This is a genomic window from Kitasatospora sp. Xyl93, from assembly GCF_055383135.1.
Map to the genome: position 1 here is coordinate 7210257 of NZ_AP029185.1, position 19895 is coordinate 7230151.

20 protein-coding genes are annotated in these 19895 nt (G+C 73.8%); 6 read left to right on the plus strand and 14 right to left on the minus strand.

All coding sequences use genetic code 11. The features are described 5' to 3' along the window. Window positions 1–103 precede the first annotated feature (103 nt). Together ACZ5GH_RS31295 and ACZ5GH_RS31300 are read left to right on the plus strand one after the other, a co-directional pair. Window positions 104–1186, plus strand: coding sequence for a right-handed parallel beta-helix repeat-containing protein (locus ACZ5GH_RS31295; RefSeq protein ID WP_387760607.1), 1083 nt, complete (start codon window positions 104–106; stop codon window positions 1184–1186). A 62-nt stretch (window positions 1187–1248) separates the two neighbouring features. Continuing rightward, window positions 1249–2283, plus strand: coding sequence for a methyltransferase (locus tag ACZ5GH_RS31300; protein WP_387760608.1), 1035 nt, complete (start codon window positions 1249–1251; stop codon window positions 2281–2283). A 78-nt stretch (window positions 2284–2361) separates the two neighbouring features. Here the strand turns inward: ACZ5GH_RS31300 and ACZ5GH_RS31305 are convergent, their stop codons facing one another. The 9 genes from ACZ5GH_RS31305 to ACZ5GH_RS31345 all read right to left on the minus strand — a co-directional run bounded on the left by ACZ5GH_RS31305 (window position 2362) and on the right by ACZ5GH_RS31345 (window position 9180). Further along, window positions 2362–3048, minus strand: coding sequence for a class F sortase (locus ACZ5GH_RS31305; RefSeq protein WP_387760609.1), 687 nt, complete (start codon window positions 3046–3048; stop codon window positions 2362–2364). Between the two features lie 128 nt (window positions 3049–3176). Then, window positions 3177–3638: a hypothetical protein gene (locus ACZ5GH_RS31310; RefSeq protein ID WP_387760610.1), complete on the minus strand. Its 462-nt coding sequence runs from the start codon at window positions 3636–3638 to the stop codon at window positions 3177–3179. Between the two features lie 336 nt (window positions 3639–3974). Continuing rightward, a complete protein-coding gene (locus tag ACZ5GH_RS31315; RefSeq protein WP_387759141.1) occupies window positions 3975–4304 on the minus strand; it encodes a TcmI family type II polyketide cyclase in 330 nt (109 codons plus the stop codon). Beyond that, the gene (locus tag ACZ5GH_RS31320) at window positions 4301–4756 is read right to left on the minus strand and encodes an SRPBCC family protein (RefSeq protein WP_464335957.1); all 456 of its coding nucleotides are present in this window, start codon (window positions 4754–4756) and stop codon (window positions 4301–4303) included. The genes ACZ5GH_RS31315 and ACZ5GH_RS31320 overlap by 4 nt, the downstream gene beginning before the upstream one ends. A gap of 1 nt (window position 4757) precedes the next feature. Further along, the gene (locus ACZ5GH_RS31325; protein WP_387759145.1) at window positions 4758–5018 is read right to left on the minus strand and encodes an acyl carrier protein; all 261 of its coding nucleotides are present in this window, start codon (window positions 5016–5018) and stop codon (window positions 4758–4760) included. Between the two features lie 34 nt (window positions 5019–5052). After that, window positions 5053–6291, minus strand: a complete 1239-nt coding sequence (locus ACZ5GH_RS31330; protein WP_401115818.1) for a beta-ketoacyl synthase N-terminal-like domain-containing protein — start codon at window positions 6289–6291, stop codon at window positions 5053–5055. A gap of 5 nt (window positions 6292–6296) precedes the next feature. Then, window positions 6297–7553 carry a beta-ketoacyl-[acyl-carrier-protein] synthase family protein gene (locus ACZ5GH_RS31335; protein ID WP_464335958.1) on the minus strand — a complete coding sequence of 419 codons (1257 nt, stop codon included), beginning with the start codon at window positions 7551–7553 and terminating at the stop codon, window positions 6297–6299. After that, a complete protein-coding gene (locus tag ACZ5GH_RS31340; RefSeq protein ID WP_387759150.1) occupies window positions 7550–7975 on the minus strand; it encodes a cupin domain-containing protein in 426 nt (141 codons plus the stop codon). The genes ACZ5GH_RS31335 and ACZ5GH_RS31340 overlap by 4 nt, the downstream gene beginning before the upstream one ends. A gap of 29 nt (window positions 7976–8004) precedes the next feature. Beyond that, complete coding sequence (locus ACZ5GH_RS31345; RefSeq protein WP_387759152.1) at window positions 8005–9180, minus strand: SchA/CurD-like domain-containing protein; 1176 nt, start codon at window positions 9178–9180, stop codon at window positions 8005–8007. A gap of 302 nt (window positions 9181–9482) precedes the next feature. Here ACZ5GH_RS31345 and ACZ5GH_RS31350 point away from each other — a divergent pair, with 302 nt between their 5' ends. After that, window positions 9483–11108: an FAD-dependent oxidoreductase gene (locus tag ACZ5GH_RS31350; protein WP_464335959.1), complete on the plus strand. Its 1626-nt coding sequence runs from the start codon at window positions 9483–9485 to the stop codon at window positions 11106–11108. Window positions 11109–11168: 60 nt separating this feature from the next. On the opposite strand, the gene ACZ5GH_RS31355 is transcribed toward ACZ5GH_RS31350, so the two are convergent. Beyond that, window positions 11169–12830, minus strand: coding sequence for an APC family permease (locus ACZ5GH_RS31355; protein WP_387759156.1), 1662 nt, complete (start codon window positions 12828–12830; stop codon window positions 11169–11171). Window positions 12831–13149: 319 nt separating this feature from the next. Continuing rightward, window positions 13150–14070 carry a serine/threonine dehydratase gene (locus ACZ5GH_RS31360; RefSeq protein ID WP_387759158.1) on the minus strand — a complete coding sequence of 307 codons (921 nt, stop codon included), beginning with the start codon at window positions 14068–14070 and terminating at the stop codon, window positions 13150–13152. Between the two features lie 277 nt (window positions 14071–14347). Between ACZ5GH_RS31360 and ACZ5GH_RS31365 the strand changes: the two genes are divergently transcribed. Beyond that, window positions 14348–15226 carry a DMT family transporter gene (locus ACZ5GH_RS31365; RefSeq protein WP_464335960.1) on the plus strand — a complete coding sequence of 293 codons (879 nt, stop codon included), beginning with the start codon at window positions 14348–14350 and terminating at the stop codon, window positions 15224–15226. An 82-nt stretch (window positions 15227–15308) separates the two neighbouring features. Then, complete coding sequence (locus ACZ5GH_RS31370) at window positions 15309–15569, plus strand: hypothetical protein (protein ID WP_387759161.1); 261 nt, start codon at window positions 15309–15311, stop codon at window positions 15567–15569. A 67-nt stretch (window positions 15570–15636) separates the two neighbouring features. On the opposite strand, the gene ACZ5GH_RS31375 is transcribed toward ACZ5GH_RS31370, so the two are convergent. Continuing rightward, window positions 15637–15963, minus strand: a complete 327-nt coding sequence (locus ACZ5GH_RS31375) for a hypothetical protein (protein WP_464335961.1) — start codon at window positions 15961–15963, stop codon at window positions 15637–15639. Next, the gene (locus tag ACZ5GH_RS31380) at window positions 15960–16406 is read right to left on the minus strand and encodes an SAV_915 family protein (RefSeq protein WP_464335962.1); all 447 of its coding nucleotides are present in this window, start codon (window positions 16404–16406) and stop codon (window positions 15960–15962) included. The genes ACZ5GH_RS31375 and ACZ5GH_RS31380 overlap by 4 nt, the downstream gene beginning before the upstream one ends. Window positions 16407–16796: 390 nt before the next feature. Between ACZ5GH_RS31380 and ACZ5GH_RS31385 the strand changes: the two genes are divergently transcribed. Continuing rightward, window positions 16797–19019: an NADP-dependent isocitrate dehydrogenase gene (locus ACZ5GH_RS31385; RefSeq protein ID WP_387759167.1), complete on the plus strand. Its 2223-nt coding sequence runs from the start codon at window positions 16797–16799 to the stop codon at window positions 19017–19019. 161 nt (window positions 19020–19180) lie between these two features. On the opposite strand, the gene ACZ5GH_RS31390 is transcribed toward ACZ5GH_RS31385, so the two are convergent. Further along, window positions 19181–19768 (minus strand): YdcF family protein, encoded by a 588-nt coding sequence (locus tag ACZ5GH_RS31390; RefSeq protein WP_387759169.1) that lies wholly within the window; start codon window positions 19766–19768, stop codon window positions 19181–19183. Between the last annotated feature and the right edge of the window lie 127 nt (window positions 19769–19895).

Consider the following 19895-nt stretch of genomic DNA (forward strand, 5'->3'; position numbering starts at 1 on the left):
TCACCGCCCGCGCACAGCGCGTCAGCCCACGCCGCCGGACCGTGCGGAAGGCCACCACACCAGCAGGAACGCCACGCGCGCCGAAAGAAACAGGTCACCACTCATGCCCACGCGACGGGTCCACCACCTCGCCGCGGCCACCGCCGCCGCCACCGCATTGACCACCGCCCTCACCGCGCTGGCCGCCGCCCCCGCGGCCCGCGCCGACATCGGCACCTCCCCGCACTTCGTCCACCCCGGCCAGTCGATCCAGCAGGCCGTCGACGCCGCCAGACCGGGCGACACCGTCCAACTGCTCCCCGGCACCTACCGGGGCAGCGTCCGCATCACCACCCCCGGCCTCACCCTGCGCGGCTCCGGCGCGGACAGCGTGATCGTCCCCGGGGACGGCACCGAGAACGCCTGCGGTGCCGCCGGACACGGCCTCTGCGTGGTCGGCACCGAGGAGCAGCCGCTGTCCGACGTGACCATCGACAGCCTCGCCGTCACCGGCTTCCGCAAGAACGGCATCGACGCCAGCGGCACCACCGGCCTGACCGTCAGCGGCACCTACGTCCACGACAACGCCCAGCAGGGCATCAGCCAGGAGATGTCCACCCGGGCCACCATCCGCGGCAACCGCTCGACCGACAACGGCCAGTCCGGCGTCTTCCTCGCCAACTACGCCTACCGCGAGGGCGGCTCGCCCGACACCGGCGGCACCGTGGTCGAGGGCAACGTGCTGACCGGCAACCGCGTCGGCGTCACCGTCCGCCGGCTGCGCGGGCTGGCCGTCCAGGACAACGGGATCATCGGGAACTGCGCCGGCGTCTTCGTGGTCGGCGACGAGGGCGTGCCCCGCGCCGGGAACCTCGACGTCCGGCACAACACCGTCATCGGCAACAACAAGTTCTGCGCGGCCAACCCGCGGCTGGGGGCCATCCAGGGCGCCGGCATCGTGCTCACCGGCACCGAGGACACCCGGGTGACGGACAACGAGGTCCGCGACAACACGGGCACCTCGGAGTTCTCCGGTGGCATCGTCCTCTTCCGGAGCGTGGTCGGCGTCTCCAACGCCCGTGCCGTGATCACCGGCAACCAGCTGAGCGGCAACGGCCCCGCCGACCTCGCCGACCGCGACCCCGGCGCCGACAACACCTTCGCCCGCAACACCTGCGAGCGCTCCGAGCCGGCCGGCCGCTGCTGAGCCCCGGCACCCCCTCGCCGCCCGCCGCCCCAGGCACTCCCATGGATCCGAGGAGCCCCGCCATGACCACCGCCCCCGCCCACACCAGCCCCCAGGCCGCGATGCGCCTGCGCGAGCTCGTCTTCGGCGCCGCCTGCGCCGCCGCCGTCCGCGCGGCCGCCCGGCTCGGTGTCGCCGACGTGCTCGGCGACACCCCGACCGCCGTCACCGACCTCGCCGTCGCACTCGACACCGAGCCCCGCCAGCTGCGCCGCCTGCTGCGCGCCCTCGCCTGCTACGGGATCTTCGCGGAGAGCGGCGACGACCGCTTCGAGCACACCGAGATGTCCCGGCTGCTGCGCGAGGACGCGCCCAACTCGCTGCGCTACATCTCCCTCTGGTGCACCGAGCCGTGGACCTGGGAGGCCTGGCCGAAGCTGGACGAGGCGGTCCGCTCCGGCCGCAACGTCTTCCCCGAGCTGTTCGGCAAGGAGTTCTTCGACTACCTGCACAGCGACGGGGGCGACTCGGCGAAGGTCTTCGACAAGGCGATGACCACCTCCAGCCGGCAGTCCGCCGAGGACTTCGCCGAGTACCTGGACCTCACCGGCATCGACTCGGTGGCGGACATCGGCGGCGGCCAGGGCCACGTGCTGGCCAGCCTGCTGGAGCGGCACCCGGCACTGCACGGCACCCTGCTCGACCTGCCCAAGGTGGTGGCCGGCGCCGACCCCCGGCTCCAGCCCGGCGGCGCCTTCTCCGCCCGGGCCAGCCTGGTGCCGGGCGACTGCCGGGTGGAGATCCCGGTCCGCGCCGACCTCTACATCATCAAGAACATCCTGGAGTGGGACGACGACAGCACCCGCCGCACCCTCGCCAACGTGGTGAAGGCGGCCGGCTCCGGCGCCCGGGTCGTGGTGGTGGAGAACCTGGTCGACAACAGCCCCTCGATGCGGTTCACCACCGCCATGGACCTGATGCTGATGCTCAACGTCGGCGGCGCCAAGCACTCCGAGGAGAGCATGGTCGGGCTGATGGCGGAGGCCGGGCTGACCGTCACCGCGGTCCGCCCGGTCAACCCCTACCTGCACGCCTTCGAGGCCACCGTGAGCGGCTGAGCCACCGCCGCCCCGCACACGACCGCCGGCCCCCGACACTCGGGGGCCGGCGGTCGTGTGCACGGCGGCCGGACCGGCTCAGCCGGGGTGCGAGGACTCCAGGTGGGCGAAGACCACCACGTTGTCGAGGTAGTCCCGCTTCTTCTTGTCGTACGTGCCGCCGCAGGTGATCAGCCGCAGCTGGGCGTCGGGGGTCCTGCCGTAGACCTTCGCGTCGGGGAAGGCGTCCTTGGCGAAGGTCTCCACCGAGTCCACCGAGAACACCGCGACCGTGCCGTCCGCGCGGCTCACCTCGATCTTGTTGCCCGGCAGCAGGAAGCTCAGCAGCAGGAACACCGCCGGGCCCTTGGAGGTGTCCACGTGGCCGGCCAGGACGGCGCTGCCGCGCTCGCCCGGGGTGACGCCGTCCCGGTACCAGCCGACCAGGTTCTTCTCGTCCGGCGGCGGCGCGTCGAGCTGGCCGGTCGGACCGAGCCCCAGTTCGGTGAACGGCGCGTCCACGGCGATCTGCGGGATCCGCAGCCGGGTCGGCTTGGCGCGCTTGAGCACCGGCGCCTGCGGGCCGGCGGCCGGGGCCTTGGTGGCGGCACCCGACGGCCCGGGGACGGTCGGTCCGGCGGCCGCCGGGGGAGCGGACTTGCCGTCCTCCGCGTCCGCGTCCGACCCGGTGTCCACCGAGTTGTAGATCAGCAGCAGCCCGACCGCTGCCGCGCCCATCCCCGCGCGCAGCAGCCGGGGCCTTCCAGAGGCGGGACCGCCCGTCATTCCTGTCCTCCGCTCAACCGGTTCCGCGACGGACCGCCGCCCCCGGCGCGCCCGCCCCGTGCGGGGAGGACGCCCGGAGGCGGCGGAAGCAGGGTGCCCTGTCGGGCACGCCCTGGCAGGGCCTGCCGTCAGGCGACCGCGCCGGAGGCGCGGCGGCTGCGGCGCAGGGCGTACGCGCCCGCCCCGAGGCCGCCGAGCAGCAGCACCGCGCCGGAGGCGAGCCCGCCGCCGGTCACCGCCAGACCGCCGCCACCGGTGTGCACGCCGCCGTGCGGGGTCTTGTGGTCCTCGCCCTTGGCTTCGACGGCCTTGTGGTCGTCGGTGGCCTTGTGCTCGTCGGTGCTCTTGTGGTCGTCGGTGCCCTTGTAGTGCTCGTCGGTGCCCTTGTGCTCCTCGGAGGCGGCACCGACCTTCTTGTCGTCGGTGGCCTTGGAGCTGTCGGAGGGCTTCGTCTCGGGCTTGTCCTGCTTCTCCTGCCAGGTCAGGTTCTTACCCTGGTCGGCGGCACCGTCGGCGAAGGCCATGGGGGTACCGACGGTCAGGACGGCGGCGACGGCCGCCCCGGCGAGCAGCGTGCGTGCAGAACGCATGAGGATGATCCTTCCGGCGCGCAGGACCGCGACTGCCGGCACGGTGCCGGACAAGGGGACTCGCGGGGGGTGCGCCTGATCCACCGTCATCCACCGTGCGGTCGCCTGCCACCGGAGCGTGGCAGCTCCGGTGCGCAGTGTGCGCCCTTCGGGTGGAGTCCCGGGTGTGTTCACCCGACCGGCCGGTGGATCCGGGTGAATCCGAGCCGGGGGCCCGCTGCGGGTGCGCCCGCGCCGGCCGGGCCCGGGCGCACCCGCAGCGCGCCCGGGCCCGGCCGGGCATGCGTCGGCCCGCCCCCGGCACACGGCCGGGGGCGGGCTCTTCGGGACGCGGGGTCAGCGCTCCCAGCGGTAGAACTCCCGCGCCATCGCGTCCTTGGGCTCCCGCCAGGTGGCCGGGTCGTACGCCTGGACGTAGGCGGTCAGGCGGTCGCTGACGGTCCGGAACTCCGGGTGCCCGACGACCTTGGCGACGGCCGGGCCCGGCGGGCGGTCGGCCTCGATCAGGTGCAGGTAGACGTCGCCGAACTGGAAGAGGCTGCGGCCGGTGACGCCGATCAGGTGGGGCAGTTCGCCCCGGTCGGACTCGGCGAACACCTCGGCGATGTCCGGCGCGGCCTCGGGCTTCATCCGGGCGACGATCAGCGCCCGGTGCGCGCCGGTCACAGCTCCGCCGCCCGCTTCTCGACCTTCTCCCGGATCAGCTGCATCTGGATCTTCGAGTTGCGGTTGATGTGGCCGGTCATGCCCTCGTCGTCGACCGGGGCGGTCGGCTTCATCGCGAAGTCCTGGATCCAGCGCATCTTCGTGCCGGCCGGCACCTCCGCGTACTCCCAGCGGATCTCCATGAACTCGAACGGGCCGGGCTCCACCCGGCGGGCGCGCACCGCGAGCGCGTCCCGGTCGGTCTCCCGCTCGGAGACCCAGCTCCACACCTGGCCGTCGTCGTCCGGGTGCATGGTGAGCCGGAACCGGACGAGGTCGCCCTGCCGGTCCAGCACCTCCACCGAGGCGTACTCGCTGAACAGCTGCGGCCAGTTCTCCAGGTCGTTGGTCATCTCCCAGACCAGGTCGAGCGGAGCGGCGATGACGATCTCGTTGTCGGTGTGTCCGGGCATCTCAGGCACCAGCCTTCGTGGCGAGGGAGGAGTTGACCAGTTCCAGGAACTCGGCGGGGGTCTTGGCCGACTCGGCGCCCGAGGTGACCTTGAGGCTGTGCCGGTTCTCCAGCTCGCCGACCACGCCGAGCAGGCCGAGCGAGTCGATGCCGAACGCGTCGAACTCCGCTCCCGGCCGTGCCAGGTCGCCCGGGTCGACGGTGACCCCGGCCCGGGCCTGGAGCAGCTCGGCGAGTTCCGGATAGCTGAGGGTGTTGCTCACGGGGTGTGTCCCTTCGATGGTGTGACGGAGTGGTTCAGGGCCGCGCGCGCCGGACCACCAGCGCGGAGTTGGAGCCCATCAGTCCGCGGCTGACCACCAGCGCGGTGTTCAGCTCGGCCGGGCGGGCGCGGTCGGTCACCAGGGCGAGGTCGTGGCAGACCTCGGTGACGTTCGGGGTGGGCGGCAGCACGCCGTCCTCCATGGCGAGTACGGCCGCGGTCACGTCGAGCATCGGGGCGCCGCAGTAGGCCCGCCCCGTACCGGACTTGGGTGCGGTGACCGGGACCCGCTCGGCGTACGGGCCGAGCGCGTCGGCCAGCGCCAGGGCCTCCGCCCGGTCGGCGGCCGGCACCCCCAGGGCGTCCGCGAAGACCACGTCGATCTCCTCGGGCGCGATGCGGGCCTCGTCCAGCGCGATCCGGATCGCGGCCGCCATCCCCTCCCGGGACTCCGCCCAGCGGGAGGCTCCGGTGAAGGTGGCGCCGTGGCCGGCCAGCCGCGCCCGGACGCGGGCGCCGCGCAGGCGGGCCGCCTGCTCGTCCTCCAGCAGCAGCATCGCGCCGCCCTCGGCGGGCGAGAAGCCGCAGGCCTGTGCGGTGAACGGCAGGTACGCCCGCTCGGCCTGCCCGGCCAGGCTGAGCTCGGGGTAGCCGAGCTGGCAGACCATCGAGTACGGCGCCAGCGGGGCCTCGGCGGCGCCGACCACCACCGCGTCGGTGCCGCGCTCGATCGTCCGGGCGGCGTGCGCGAGGGCGTCCAGCCCGCCGGCCTCGTCGCTGGCGACCACCCCGCAGGGGCCCTTGTAGCCGCCGCGGATCGAGATCTGGCCGGTGCTGGCCGCGTAGAACCAGGCGATGGACTGGTACGGGCCGACGAACCGCGGCCCCTGGCCCCAGAGTTGCTGGAGTTCGCGCTGGCCGAACTCGCCGCCGCCGGAGCCGGCCGCGGTCACCACGCCGACCGAGTAGGGCTGGTCCGGGTCGGGCTGGAACCCGGCGTCCGCCACCGCCAGGTCGGCGGCGGCCATCGCGTAGTGCGTGAAGCGGTCGGTCTGCACCAGGAAGCGGTTGTCGATCGCCGACTGCGGTTCGAACCCGTTCACCTGGCCCGCGATCCGGAGCGGCAGCCCGGTGCAGCCCTCGCGGGAGATCCGGTCGAGGACGCTCACGCCCTGCCTGGTGGCCTTCCAGAAGGCGTCGGCCCCGACCCCGTTCGGCGCCACCACGCCGAGGCCGGTGACCACCGCCCGGCGGCCCTGCTGACGTGACGTCATGGAACTCACCCCGTTCTGTTGAGCACGACGGCGGACTGGAATCCGCCGAATCCGCTGCCGACCGAGAGGATGTGGCTCAGCGGCAGCTCACGCGCGGTACGCGGCACGTAGTCGAGGTCGCACTCCGGGTCCGGAGTCTCGTAGTTGGCGGTCGGCGGCACGACGCCGTGGGCGAGTGCCAGGGTGCAGGCGACGACCTCGATGGCGCCGATCGCGCCGAGCGAGTGCCCGACCATCGACTTGATCGAGCTCATCGGCGTCCTGAAGGCGTGCTCGCCCAGCGAGCGCTTGACCGCGGCGGTCTCGTGCCGGTCGTTCTGCTTGGTGCCGGAGCCGTGCGCGTTGACGTAGTCCACCTCGGTGCGGTCCACCCGGGCGTGGTCGAGCGCGTGGTCGATCGCCCGGGACATCTCCAGCCCCTCCTTGGTGAGGCCGGTCATGTGGTAGGCGTTGCCGAAGGTGGCGAAGCCGCCGATCTCGCCGTAGATCCGGGCGCCGCGGCGGCGGGCGTGCTCCAGCTCCTCCAGCACCAGGACGGCGCCGCCCTCGCCGAGCACGAAGCCGTCCCGGTCGGCGTCGAAGGGGCGGGAGGCGTGCGCGGGGTCGTCGTTGCGCTCGCTGGTGGCCTTGATGGCGTCGAAGCAGGCGACGGTGATGGGCGAGATCGGGGAGTCGGAGGCGCCGGCGACGCAGATGTCGGCGCGTCCGTCCTCGACCGCCTGGAAGCCGTAGCCGATCGCGTCCAGGCCGGAGGTGCAGCCGGTGGAGACGGTCTGCACCGGGCCGTGGGCGCCGGTCCGCTCGGCCACCGCGGAGGCCAGCGTGCTGGGCGCGAAGGCCCGGTGCAGCTGCGGCTCGGCCTGCCGGTGGTCCACGTCCCAGCGGGCTCCGCCGGCGCTCACCAGGGCGTAGTCATGCTCCAGCCGGGTGGTGCCGCCGACGGCGGTGCCGAGCGAGACGGCGATCCGCCACGGGTCTTCGGCGGCCAGGTCCAGCCCGGCGTCGGCGATCGCCTCGTCGGCCGCGACCATCGCGAACTGCACGTAGCGGTCCGCCCGTTGGACGTCCTCCGGGCCCAGCCCGTGGGCCGCCGGGTCGAAGTCGACCTCGGCGGCGATCCGGGAGCGGAACCCGGTGGGGTCGAAGAGCGTGATGCCCCGGGTCGCGGTGCGGCCGGCCGTCAGCAGGTCCCAGAACGCCGGGACGCCGACCCCGCCGGGTGCGACCACACCGATCCCGGTGACGGCGACGCGCCGGGTCACGAGCCCACCTTGGCGTGTTCCGGCGGCCCGGACGCCGCGGTCCCCTCGGTGCTCACGTGCCCGAGGTCGGGGCGCGGGGCGAGCGGGCCGAGGTGGAAGACCATCCGGGCCTCGGTGTCGCCGACGTTGCGGAAGCGGTGGCGCATGTTGATCGGGATCATCAGGCCCTGGTCCGGCTTGAGCGGATGGGGCTTCCCGTCCAGGTCCACCTCCAGGTCGCCGCAGACGACGAACACGAACTCCTCGGAGTACGGGTGGTAGTGCTCGCCGATCCGCTCGCCGGGCTTGACGATCGCCAGGCCCATGAAGCCGCTGGTCGCGCCGCAGCTGGTCGGGGTGAGCATGGTGCGCAGCTCGGCGCCGTGGCGGCGGTTCTCCGGTGCCTCGTGGACGCTGACGATCCGTGGGGACTGCGTGGTCATGGAGATCCTCCCGTGTGGGTGACGGAACGTCAGTTGTTGATCGGGTCGGCGGAGGTGCGGTCGGTGACCGGGTTCATGGCGCGGGCGGCGAGGAAGGCGCCGAGCCCGGCGACGGTGCGCAGGTCGCCCTGCGGGCCGAGGTCGAGCAGCCCGGCGAGCACGGCGGCCTGCCCGTCGTCGGCCACGCCGAGGGCGGCCGCCGGGTCGGCCTCGGCCGGCACCCGCAGGTCCACCAGGCGCACCACCACGTCCTCGCGGTGGAAGACGGTGGCCGCCGCGACCGGCCCGGTCGGGTCGGCGGTGGCCAGGTCGTCGTGCTCGGCCAGCAGTTCGGCCACGGCCTGGCCCCGGCCCGGACGGACCGGGTAGAGCACGGCGTGCCGGTGCAGCCGGGCGGAGGCGGGGGAGCTGGCGACCGCCTGGTGCCGGGCCGGCAGCGCGGCCCTGGCGAAGAACGCCCGGGCGGCCTGCGGGTCGCCCAGCTGGCGAGCCTCCTCCAGGTGGGGGTTGAGCGCCTCCTCGACGGCCCGCACCTCGGGCTGCATCGCCACGTGGCGCAGCGCGTCGCCGAGGTCGCCGATCACCTCGACGGCGCGGACCACCCGGTTGCCGAGCATGAACAGCGAGGTGCGGCGCAGCCTGGTGTGGTCGTCCACCTCGGCCCGGGGGGAGGCGTAGCCGGAGAGGATCCGGGCCACCTCGGGCTCGCTGCCGGGCTTGACGGTGAAGGTCAGCGCGTGGCGGACGACGCCGTCCGGCCCCGGCTCGGCCTTGGGCGGGCCGACGTGCCCGGCGGGCGCGGTGCGCGGCAGTCCGGGCGGCACCTCCATCGGGGCCCGGGTGCCGGTCGAGCCGGCCGCGGAGGTCTCGCGCAGCACGGCGTAGCGCAGCGAGCGGAAGTTGTCGCTGACGCAGCCGTGCATCGGCTTGACCATCTCCCGGTGGGCCGGGCTGTCCACCCACTTGAGGAAGGTCTCCTGGTCCTTCCACTCGCTGGTGATCAGCCACTGGCGCGGGTCGTTGATCGACTGGCACAGCTGGTCGCTGACGTGGCCGGGCACGGAGGCCACCTGGTGGCGCAGCTGCTCGTACACGTCGAGGAAGCGCTGCTGGGCGCCGTCCTGGATCTCCAGCATCAGCACCACCCGCAGCCGGGTGTCGGCCTCGTCGTGCTGCTTCGGCTGGGGTTCGGACAGAGTTGTCATGGTCCACTTTCTGCTCTGGGCCGCACGCTGCGGGCCGTGTCGGCCGTGCCCGGCGGGTGCTCCCCGGCCTGGGAGGGCGGTGCGACGGCGGTTCGGCCGGGCGAGTCGGCGCCAGGCCTGAGGTCGATCGTGGGCGGCGCGGCGGGCGCGGCGCGAGATTTGCGGGCCATCCGGGCGAAGGGGCGGCACGGACGCCCTCCGGCGGGGGATGGAAGAGCGGGGCCCCCGGATGAGCGGGGCCGTCGGGCGGCGCCGGGCCCAGTCGCCGGGCCGCGCAATCCCCTGACAGGGTGGAGCGATTGATGAATCCGAAGGTTGACGACCGGGTGCCGGTCCTGATCGTGGGCGGTTCGCTGGTGGGGCTGTCCGCCTCACTCTTCCTCGGCCGGCTCGGGGTCGGACACCTGCTGGTCGAGAAGCACGCCGACACCTCGCACCATCCGCGAGGCCGCGGCAACAACGTCCGCACGATGGAGCTGTACCGGGTGGCCGGGATCGAGCCGGCGATCCGTGAGGCGGCCTCGATCCTGGCCCCCAACCACGGCATCCTCCAGGCGCCCTCGCTCACCGGCGCCGAGCAGGAGTGGCTGTTCCGGGACATCGACCCGGGCGGCCGGCTGGCCCGGTTCAGCCCCAGCTCCTGGTGCCTGTGCAGCCAGAACGACCTGGAACCGGTGCTGGTGCGGGCGGCCCGCGAGCTGGGCGGCGAGCTGCGGTTCAGCACCGAGCTGGTCTCCTTCGAGCAGGACGCGAACGGCGTCACCTCGGTGCTGCGCAGCCGGGAGAGCGGCGAGGAGCGGGTGGTGCGCTCGGAGTTCCTGATCGCCGCGGACGGCCCGCGCAGCCCGGTCCGGGAGGCGCTGGGCATCGGCCAGACCGGCAAGGGCGAGCTGTTCCACAACGTCAGCATCACCTTCCGGGCCAAGCGGCTGGCCGAGGTGGTCGGCGACCGGCACTTCATCGCCTGCTACCTGACGAACCCGGAGGCGGACGGCGCGCTGCTGCCGGTGGACAACCAGGAGGAGTGGGTCTTCCACGCGCCCTGGCACCCGGAGCACGGCGAGCCGCTGGAGGCCTTCACCGACGAGCGCTGCGAGCGGCACATCCGCACCGCCGTCGGCCTGCCGGACCTGGACGTCGAGATCACCGGCCGGGCGCCTTGGCACGCCGCCGAGCGGGTGGCCGAGCGGTACGGCGCGGGGCGGGTCTTCCTCGCCGGGGACTCCGCCCACGAGATGTCCCCGACCGGCGCGTTCGGTTCCAACACCGGCATCCAGGACGCCCACAACCTGGCCTGGAAGATCGCCGCGGTGCTCTGCGGCTGGGCCGGGCCGCGGCTGCTGGAGACGTACGGGCAGGAGCGCCGTCCGGTCGCCCGGGTGACCGGCGAGCGGGCCTCGGCCCGCTCCGCCGAGCACAGCCACCCGGGCTACGCGGTGGTGCCGGGTGTCGGCCGGCAGGCCGGGGTGCTGGCGGTGGCGCTCGGCTACCGCTACCCGGTCGGCGCCGTGGTCGGCGCGGACCGCGACGGCCCGGTGGTCCCCGAGCAGTTCGAGTCGGCGGGCGAGCCGGGCAGCCGGGCGCCGCACCAGTGGCTGCTGCGGGCGGGGGTGCGGCTGTCCACGCTGGACCTGTACGAGCAGGCGATGGTGCTGCTCACCGGTCCCGAGGGCGGTGCCTGGCAGGCCGGGGCCCGGCGCGCGGCCGACCGGCTGGCCGTCCCGCTGGACGGCTTCCGGATCGGCGACGGCGCCGAGGACGACCTGGCCCCGGAGCCCGGCGCGGACTTCGCCGCACTGCACGGCATCGGCCCGCAGGGCGCCGTGCTGGTCCGCCCGGACGGCTTCGTCGCCTGGCGCTCGCCCGGCCCGGCGCAGGACGCGGAGGCCGAGATGCTCACGGCGCTGCGGACGGTGCTGAGTCTGTGAGCGCGCGGAAGGGCCCGCCGGTCGCACGGCCGGCGGGCCCTTCCGGGTGTGCGGGGCCGGTCAGTGGCCGCCCGCGTCGACCACCTCGATGTCGGCGACCTCGTGCTCGATCGCCTCGGCGGGCAGCGCGACCCGGATCGCCCAGAAGTAGATGACCAGCGCGAACACCGCCACCAGGGCCATGTCCCACCACATCGGGATCCAGCCGGTGCCGTCACCGAAGCCGCCCTGCCAGGAGATCAGGCCCAGGCCCACCAGGTAGACCGGCAGCCACTGGGCGGACTTCCAGCTCAGCCGCGGCGCGTTCGGCAGGCCCTTGCGGATCGCGTACGCGGCGTAGCTGCCGAGCAGGACGTAGCCGAGCACGATCGCGATGCCCAGGCGGGACAGGGTGTGCCAGCCGGCCCAGTAGATGATCAGGCTGGAGACCACGAACGCGGCCGGGGAGATCACGCCGCCCAGCGGCAGCCGGTAGGAGCGCTCGCGGTCGGGCAGCCGGCGACGCAGGGCGCCGAAGGCCAGCGGGGCGCCGGCGTACATCAGCACGCTGGCCGAGGTGATGAAGCCGACCAGCTCCTGCCAGCTCGGGAAGGGCAGGAAGCAGACCACGCCGGTGACGAACGACATGGCCAGGCCGAACCACGGCACGCCGTTCTTGTCCAGCTGCTCGAACTTCTGCGGCGCGTAGCCGTTCTTGCTCAGACCGTAGGAGATGCGCGAGGTGGAGGTGGTGTAGATGAGGCCGGTGCCGCCGGGGGAGACGATGGCGTCGAAGTACAGCACCCAGGCGAGCCAGCCCAGGCCGACCACGGTGGCGAGGCCGGCGAAGGGGCCCTCGATGCCGGGGAAGTCGAGCTTGTCCCAGCCGTTGACGAAGGAGCTGACCGGCAGCGCGCCGATGAAGGCGACCTGCAGCAGGACGTAGATCAGGGTGCCGATGGCGACCGAGCCGAGCACGGCGCGGGGGATGTCGCGCTTGGGGTTGCGGCTCTCACCGGAGATCTGGATGGCCTGCTCGAAGCCGAGCAGCGCGAAGATGATGCCGCTGGAGCTGATCGCGGCGAGCACGCCGTGGGCGCCGAACGGGGCGAAGCCGTGCGAGGTGAAGTTCGAGCCGTGGAAGTTGTTGATCGACAGCGCCAGGATCGTGAGCAGCGGGACGCCGATCTTGAGCCAGGTCGCGACCGAGTTGGTGGCCGCCAGGACCCGGACACCGAGGAAGTTGACCGCGACGAACACGCCCATCAGGAGCACCGCGACGATGAATCCGCTGGTGGTGAGGGTGCCGTTGTCGTTGAGGAAGCTCTTGGCGAACTCCCAGTGGCCCGCGTAGCCGATCATCGCCTCGACCTCGATCGGGGCGACGGTGGCGGCCTGGAGCCAGGAGAACCAGCCGAACGACATGCCGGCCAGGCCGCCGAAGGCGTAGTGCGGGTAGCGCGCGGTGCCGCCGGCGACCGGGAACATCCCGCCGAGCTCGGCGTGCACGAGTGCCAGCAGCACGATCGCCACGGCGCCGATGCCCCAGGAGACGAGGGCGGCCGGTCCGGCGACGACGACGGCGTTCTTCGCGCCGAACAGCCAGCCGGAGCCGATGATCGAGCCGACCGAGGCCCACATGAGGCCGATGAGGCCCACGTGGCGCTTGAGCGACCGGTTGGTCGTCCCGGATTCCGAGCCGGTGCTCTGTCCGGGCGGCGAGATCTGGTTGAGGGATGCCATGAACGATCTCTCTGTGGGTGGGGGCTCCGGGGTGGGCGGAGCGCGGAGAGTTGCCACACAGTAGGGCTATTCAGAGAGGTATGCACAGATCTCATTACTGAATGTTTACCTTCTTTGCCGGATATCCGTGCTGGTAGGAGGCTATCTGTTCAGTTGTCTGTTACGTTACCGGCCGGTAGGTCCAGCATTTGAGCGTGCATTGAGCTTTGCCATTCCGTTCGGCAATATTGTCGGCCGGTGGGGACATAGGAATAGCGGGTCGTGCATGGCCATACCGGACGGCCCGGGTGGGCCGGCCGGATCGCGGTCTGACGCGCCGTCAGTTCGCCAGGTCGGACGGGTCGGTGTTGGCGCCGCAGAGCAGCACGGCCACCCGCTCGCCCTCGGCCTGCCCGAGCGCGGCGAGGGCGGTGGAGGCCGCGTACTCGACGGCGATCCGGCGGTCCTCCCAGAGCTGCCGCCGGGCGCGCACGATGGCCTCGTCGTCGACCAGCACCGAGCGGACGCCCGGGTGCGCGGCGGCGTCCACGGCGAGGGCGGTGGCGCGGCGGGCCCCGAGCGCGTCCTGGGCGACGGAGTCGACCGGGACGTCCACCGGGCGGCCCGCCGCCAGGGCGGCGTTCAGCGCGCGGCTGCCCGTCGGCTCCACGGCCAGCACCCGGATGCCGTGCTCGCGGGCCGCCACCGCCACCCCGGCGAACAGCCCGCCGCCGCCGACCGACACCACCACGGTGTCCAGCCCGGGCACCCCGGCCCGCATCTCCGCCAGGACCGTCCCGGCGCCGGCCGCGATCAGCGGGTGGTCGTACGCGTGCGAGGCCAGCGCCCCGCTCCCGGCCGCGAACTCCTCGCAGGCGGCCAGCGCCTCCGCGTACTCCCGGCCCGTCAGCCGTACCTCCGCGCCGTACGAACGCAGCCGCGCCAGCTTCACCGGGGAGGCCGTCTCGGGCAGGAAAACCGTTGCCCGGACGCCGAGTTCACGAGCCGCCCAGGCACAGGCCAGCCCGGCATTGCCGCCCGAGGCGATGGTCACCCCGGTGTCCGGGAGGGTGCCCGCCTCGGCGTGGGCGAGTAGGAAGTTCTGCGCGCCGCGGGCCTTGAAGCTGCCGGTGTGCTGGAGGAACTCCAGGGCCAGCCAGGTCCGTCCGCCGTCGTCCCCCGGTGCCACCGCCACCGGGCGCACCCGCCCGGCGATCCGCTTCCCGGCGGCCTCGACCTCGTCGTACGTCAGCTGATCCATCGTCTTCCGCTCCTTCGTCGAGGGGTGCGTTCCACCGGGAGTCCCGGCCAGGGCGACGGTACGTCCCGGGCACGGACGGGGGGAAGATCGCGATCACCGGCGCCGGGCGGGGCGTAAGCTGGCCCCGTGCGTCTTGTGATCCTCCCCCCGCCGGCCCGCTAGCGGGCGGCCCACTCCACCCACTCCGGCCCGACGGGACCTGCCCGCAGCCGGGGCGATGACTGCCGCCCGTGTTCCCCGCGGACCTGACCGGCAACTCATCGTGGAGTACCGACGCATGACCTCGTACGCCGCCGTGCCCTTCCGGCGCGGCCTCCTGTCCATCTCCGCCGCCGCCGTCGCCTGGGGCGTGGGCGGCGCGGTGTCCGCGCTGCTGATGCGCACCGGCGGGCTCGGCCCGGCGGGCGTCTCCTGCTGGCGCTTCGGTGTCGCCGCGCTCTGCCTGGCCCTGCTGCCGAGCCGCGAGCCGCGCGCCGAGCGGGGCGCCGCCCGGTGGCGCTCCGCCGTGCTGACCGGGCTCGGACTCGCGGTCAGCCAGTGCGCCTACTTCGGCTCGGTGCGGTACGCGGGCCTCGGCCTGGGCACCCTGATCACCATCGGCGCCGGCCCGGTGTTCACCAGCCTCGGCGCCCACCTGCTGCTCGGCGAGCGGCTGACCCGCCGCGCGGCGGCCGCGGTGGTCCTGGCCCTGGGCGGCCTCGCCCTGCTGGTGGCCGCCCCCGCGGCGGGCCCGCGCCCCGCCCTCGGCGTCGCACTGGCGGTCCTCGCGGGCGCCGGCCAGAGCGGCCTCACCCTCTGGGCCCGGGGCGGCGGCTCGGCCCGGGCCGGCACCGGCGCCTTCACCACCGGCCTGCTCTGCCTGCTCCCGCTCGCCGCCGTCCAGGGCGTCCACGGCCTGCTGCCGACGGGCGGGGACCCGGTGGCGACCGCGGTGGCGCTGCTCTTCCTCGGCACGGTGCCCACGCTCTTCGCCTACCGCTGGTACTTCACCGGCCTGACCACCGTGCCCAGCACGACGGCCGCGGTGCTGGTCCTGCTGGAGCCCGCGACCGCGGCGGTGATCGGCGTGCTGTTCCTCGGCGAACCGCTGACGGCGGGCCTGCTGGCGGGCTCGGCGCTGCTGCTCGCGGCCATCGCGGCGCTGGCGCGCGAATAGCCGGGGGCGGCGGACTCCGGCGGCCACCCGGGCGGGCGTCCTGTGGTCGCCGGGGGTCCGCCGGCATGCTGTGGTGGTCCGCATGAACAGCTCACTCCCGGCCCGGGTGGCCGCCGCGACCGCCTCCCTCCTCCTGCTCACCACCGTCGCCGGGGCCGTGGTCGCCGCCGCCGGACCGGCCGGGGCGACCGGGCGCCGGGACGTCACCGCGGAGCAGTGCCGGGGCGCGGGCGGCCACGTCGAGGGCAGCGGCTACTGCGTCGACGCGGCCGGCGACGACGCCTGGGGCCAGCCCATCGACGGCCAGGCGATCAACCCGGATCCGCGGCCCGGGGAGGAGTGAGCGCGGTACGGGCCCCGCGCCCCGGCCCCGGGTGGGGCGCGGGGTGCGGGGCCCGTGGCGGTTCGGGTCAGGGCACCGGGCGCAGGGTGACCGGGGCCGGGGTGAGGGCGCGCAGGACGAGGTCGATGCGCACCCTGGCGGCGCCCGCGCGGTGCAGGGCGGTGGCGATCGTCCGCAACTCCTCGGGGCCGGTGCAGGCGAGGCGCAGTTCGAGGTCGGCCTCACCGGCCAGGGCCAGGCCGCACTGGACGGCCGGGAACTCGGCCGCGAGGCGGTCGAAGTCGAGCGGGACCGGGCCGTGGCTGATCCGGGCGATCGCGTGCAGCGCCCGGGCGGGCTGAGCCCGTCCGACCGGAGCGGGACCGGCCGGGACGAGCTGGAGCGGTGCGGTCACCGGTGCTGGAACTGGACGGTCGGGGTGGCGGTCGGGGTCGGGGTCGGGGCGCCGGGCGGCGCGGCGGGGGCGGCGCCGGGCGGTGAGGCCGGGGACGGGGTGGCGACGGAGGGAGTGGTGACGGAGGGAGTGGTGACGGACGGGGCGGTGACGGAGGGAGCGGTGGCGGGCGGTGCGGTGGTGGGGGCGGCGGTGACGGACGGGGCGACCAGCCTCGGGTCCACCACCAGGGCGTCGATCCCGAGCGGGGCGAGGAGGGCGCGGAGGGCGGGCTCGCCGAGTTCGGTGTGGGCCTGGTCGGGCCCGAGGAGGGCGGTGAGGGCTTCGAGACTGGAGAATCCGACCGCGCAGCGGCGGCCGTCGCGCAGGCGGAACAGGCGAAGTGCGGTGGTGCTCCCGGTGCCGGAGGCGGTGACCGGAACGTGCCAGACGAGGCGGGCCATGCGGATGCTCCCGAGTGGGGTGGTGGTGCCTGCCGGAACTACTTCCTCGAAGCTAGGGCGACCCGGCCCGGGGGTCGCCGGTCCTGACGCACCGTTGACCGAATGGGGTCGTGCGTTGACGCACTCCTGACGTCCGGCTCACCCGGGTGGAGCAAACCACCGGTCGGGCGTTCCGCTTGCCACCCGTCCCGACCCGGACGACCGTGGAGTTCGCGCCCGCTCACACCTCGTCCCGTCCGGCTGCCACGGCCGCCGGAACGCCCCCGCCACGGGGGCCGCCGCACCCGCCGGCCGGACCGGTACGCGTTCGGAGGCGGGGGGAGGTGGAGCCGGAGGCCCGTGACGAGATATCTTGACGTCAAGACGTTGGAGACGTGAAGCGGAGTACCGATGACTGACTCGACCATCATCTATACGCACACCGACGAGGCTCCGGCCCTGGCGACCTACTCGTTCCTGCCGGTGGTCCAGGCCTACGCCTCGACGGCGGGTGTGCGGGTGGAGACCCGCGACATCTCCCTGGCCGGGCGGATCATCGCGAGCTTCCCGGAGCGTCTGACCGAGGCGCAGCGGATCGGCGACGCCCTGGCCGAGCTGGGTGAGCTGGCCAAGACCCCGGCCGCCAACATCATCAAGCTGCCGAACATCTCGGCCTCGGTGCCGCAGCTCAAGGCCGCCATCGCGGAGCTGCAGGCCCAGGGCTACGCCCTGCCGGACTACCCGGACGACCCGCAGACCGACGAGGACAAGGACGTCCGCGCCCGTTACGACAAGGTCAAGGGCAGCGCCGTCAACCCGGTCCTGCGCGAGGGCAACTCGGACCGCCGGGCCCCGCAGTCGGTCAAGAACTACGCCAAGACCCACCCGCACCGCATGGGCGCCTGGTCGGCCGACTCGAAGACCAACGTCGCCACCATGGGCGAGAACGACTTCCGGTCCACCGAGAAGTCCACCGTGATCGCCGCCGACGGCGCCCTGCGCATCGAGCTGCTCGGCGAGGACGGCACCACCACCGTGCTGCGCGAGAAGGTGCCGGTGCTGGCGGGCGAGGTCGTCGACGCCTCGGTGCTGCGCGCCGCCGCCCTGAACGAGTTCCTGGCCGCGCAGGTCGCCCGGGCCAAGGCCGAGGGCGTGCTGTTCTCGGTGCACCTCAAGGCCACCATGATGAAGGTCTCCGACCCGATCATCTTCGGCCACGTGGTCCGCGCCTTCTTCCCGAAGACCTTCGCCAAGTACGGCGAGGTGCTGGTCGCCGCCGGTCTGAACCCGAACAACGGCCTCGGCGGCATCCTGGCCGGCCTCGACAACGTGCCGCACCTGGGTGCCGAGATCAAGGCCTCCTTCGAGGCCGAGCTGGCCGAGGGCCCGGCCCTGGCCATGGTCGACTCCGACAAGGGCATCACCAACCTGCACGTGCCGAGCGACGTCATCGTCGACGCCTCGATGCCGGCCATGATCCGCACCTCCGGCCACATGTGGGGCCCGGACGGCAAGGAGGCCGACACCCTCGCCGTGCTGCCGGACAGCAGCTACTCCGGCGTGTACCAGGCCGTCATCGACGACTGCCGCGCCCACGGCGCCCTGGACCCGGCGACCATCGGCTCGGTGCCGAACGTCGGCCTGATGGCCCAGAAGGCCGAGGAGTACGGCTCGCACGACAAGACCTTCGAGATCGCCGCCGCGGGCACCGTCCGCCTGGTCGACACCGAGGGCAACGTGGTGCTGGAGCAGGCCGTCCAGCCGGGCGACATCTTCCGCGCCTGCCAGACCAAGGACCTGCCGATCCAGGACTGGGTCAAGCTGGCCGTCACCCGCGCCCGCGCCACCGGCGTCCCGGCGGTGTTCTGGCTGGACGAGGACCGCGCCCACGACGCGGTGCTGATCGGCAAGGTCAAGCAGTACCTGCCGGAGCACGACACCGAGGGCCTGCAGATCGAGATCAAGTCGCCGGTCGAGGCCACCAAGTTCTCGCTGGAGCGCATCCGCCGCGGCGAGGACACCATCTCGGTGACCGGCAACGTGCTGCGCGACTACCTGACCGACCTCTTCCCGATCCTGGAGCTGGGCACCAGCGCCAAGATGCTGTCGGTCGTCCCGCTGATGGCGGGCGGCGGCCTGTTCGAGACCGGCGCCGGCGGCTCCGCCCCGAAGCACGTCCAGCAGCTGGTCAAGGAGAACTACCTGCGCTGGGACAGCCTGGGTGAGTTCTTCGCGCTGGCCGCCAGCTTCGAGCACCTGGCCAGCACCACCGGCAACGCCCGCGCCCAGGTGCTGGCCGACACCCTGGACCGCGCCACCGGCACCTTCCTCAACGAGGACAAGTCGCCGAGCCGCCGCCTCGGTGGCATCGACAACCGCGGCAGCCACTTCTACCTGGCCATGTACTGGGCCCAGGAGCTGGCCGAGCAGACCGCCGACGCCGAGCTGGCCCAGGCCTTCGCCGGCCTGGCCGCGACGCTGACCGAGCAGGAGTCGGCCATCGTCGAGGAGCTGATCGCCGTCCAGGGCGCGCCGGTCGACCTCGGCGGCTACTACCAGCCGGACGCGGCCAAGGCCGCCGCGGTGATGCGCCCGTCCAAGACCTTCAACGAGGCGCTCGCCAACCTGGGCTGAACCAGGCCGGGTCGAAGCTGACGAAGGCCCCGGGTCCGATGCGGACCCGGGGCCTTCCGGCTGCTCTGGCAGCGGCGGGGGCGGGGCTTTTCGGCTGCTCTGGCGCCGGCCCACGGCTCCGCGCGGGCCGTCCGGCCGCCGCCCGGCCCCGGACTTCCGGGTCAGGCGCGGCCGAGCAGGGCGAGGGCGGTGCCGACGGCCTCGCGCAGCAGCAGGTACGGGCCGTGCGCCAGCGGGCCGTCCGCGCCGAGCACGGCGGCGGGGACGCCGGCCCGGCGGGCGGCCAGGGCGGAGCGGACGGTGTGGAAGCCGTTGGTGACCACCGTGCAGCGGTAGCCGGGGCGCTCGGCGGCCATCAGGGCGGCGCTGAAGCGCAGGTTCTCGGCGGTGTTCACGGCCCGCTCCTCGCGCCGGATCCGCTCGGCCGGGACGCCGCGGGCGACCAGGTAGCGGGCCATCGCGGCGGCCTCGGTGCACTCCTCGTGCGGGCCCTTCCCACCGGTCACCAGGACCAGCGGGGCGTACCCGGCCTTCTCCTCGGCGGCGAAGCGTTCCAGCGCGGCGTCCAGCCGGGCCGCCAGCGGGCGCGCGGGCTCGCAGCCCTCCAGCGCGGCGCCCAGCACCACCAGGTAGTCGGAGCCGGCCGACGCGGGCCGACGGCGGTGGTGCAGCGCCAGGCCGAGGAAGCCGAGCAGCCAGAGCAGGACGGACCCGCAGAGCAGGACGGCGACGATCAGCAGGACGTGCATGTCCGTTCGAACGCGTACGGCGGAACGACCGTTCCGGCCTCCGGCGCCACCGTCGTTTCCGGGGCGGGCCCGGAAACGACGGAACCCCCGTTCCGCGGGTGGAACGGGGGTTCCCGGGAACGGGGGT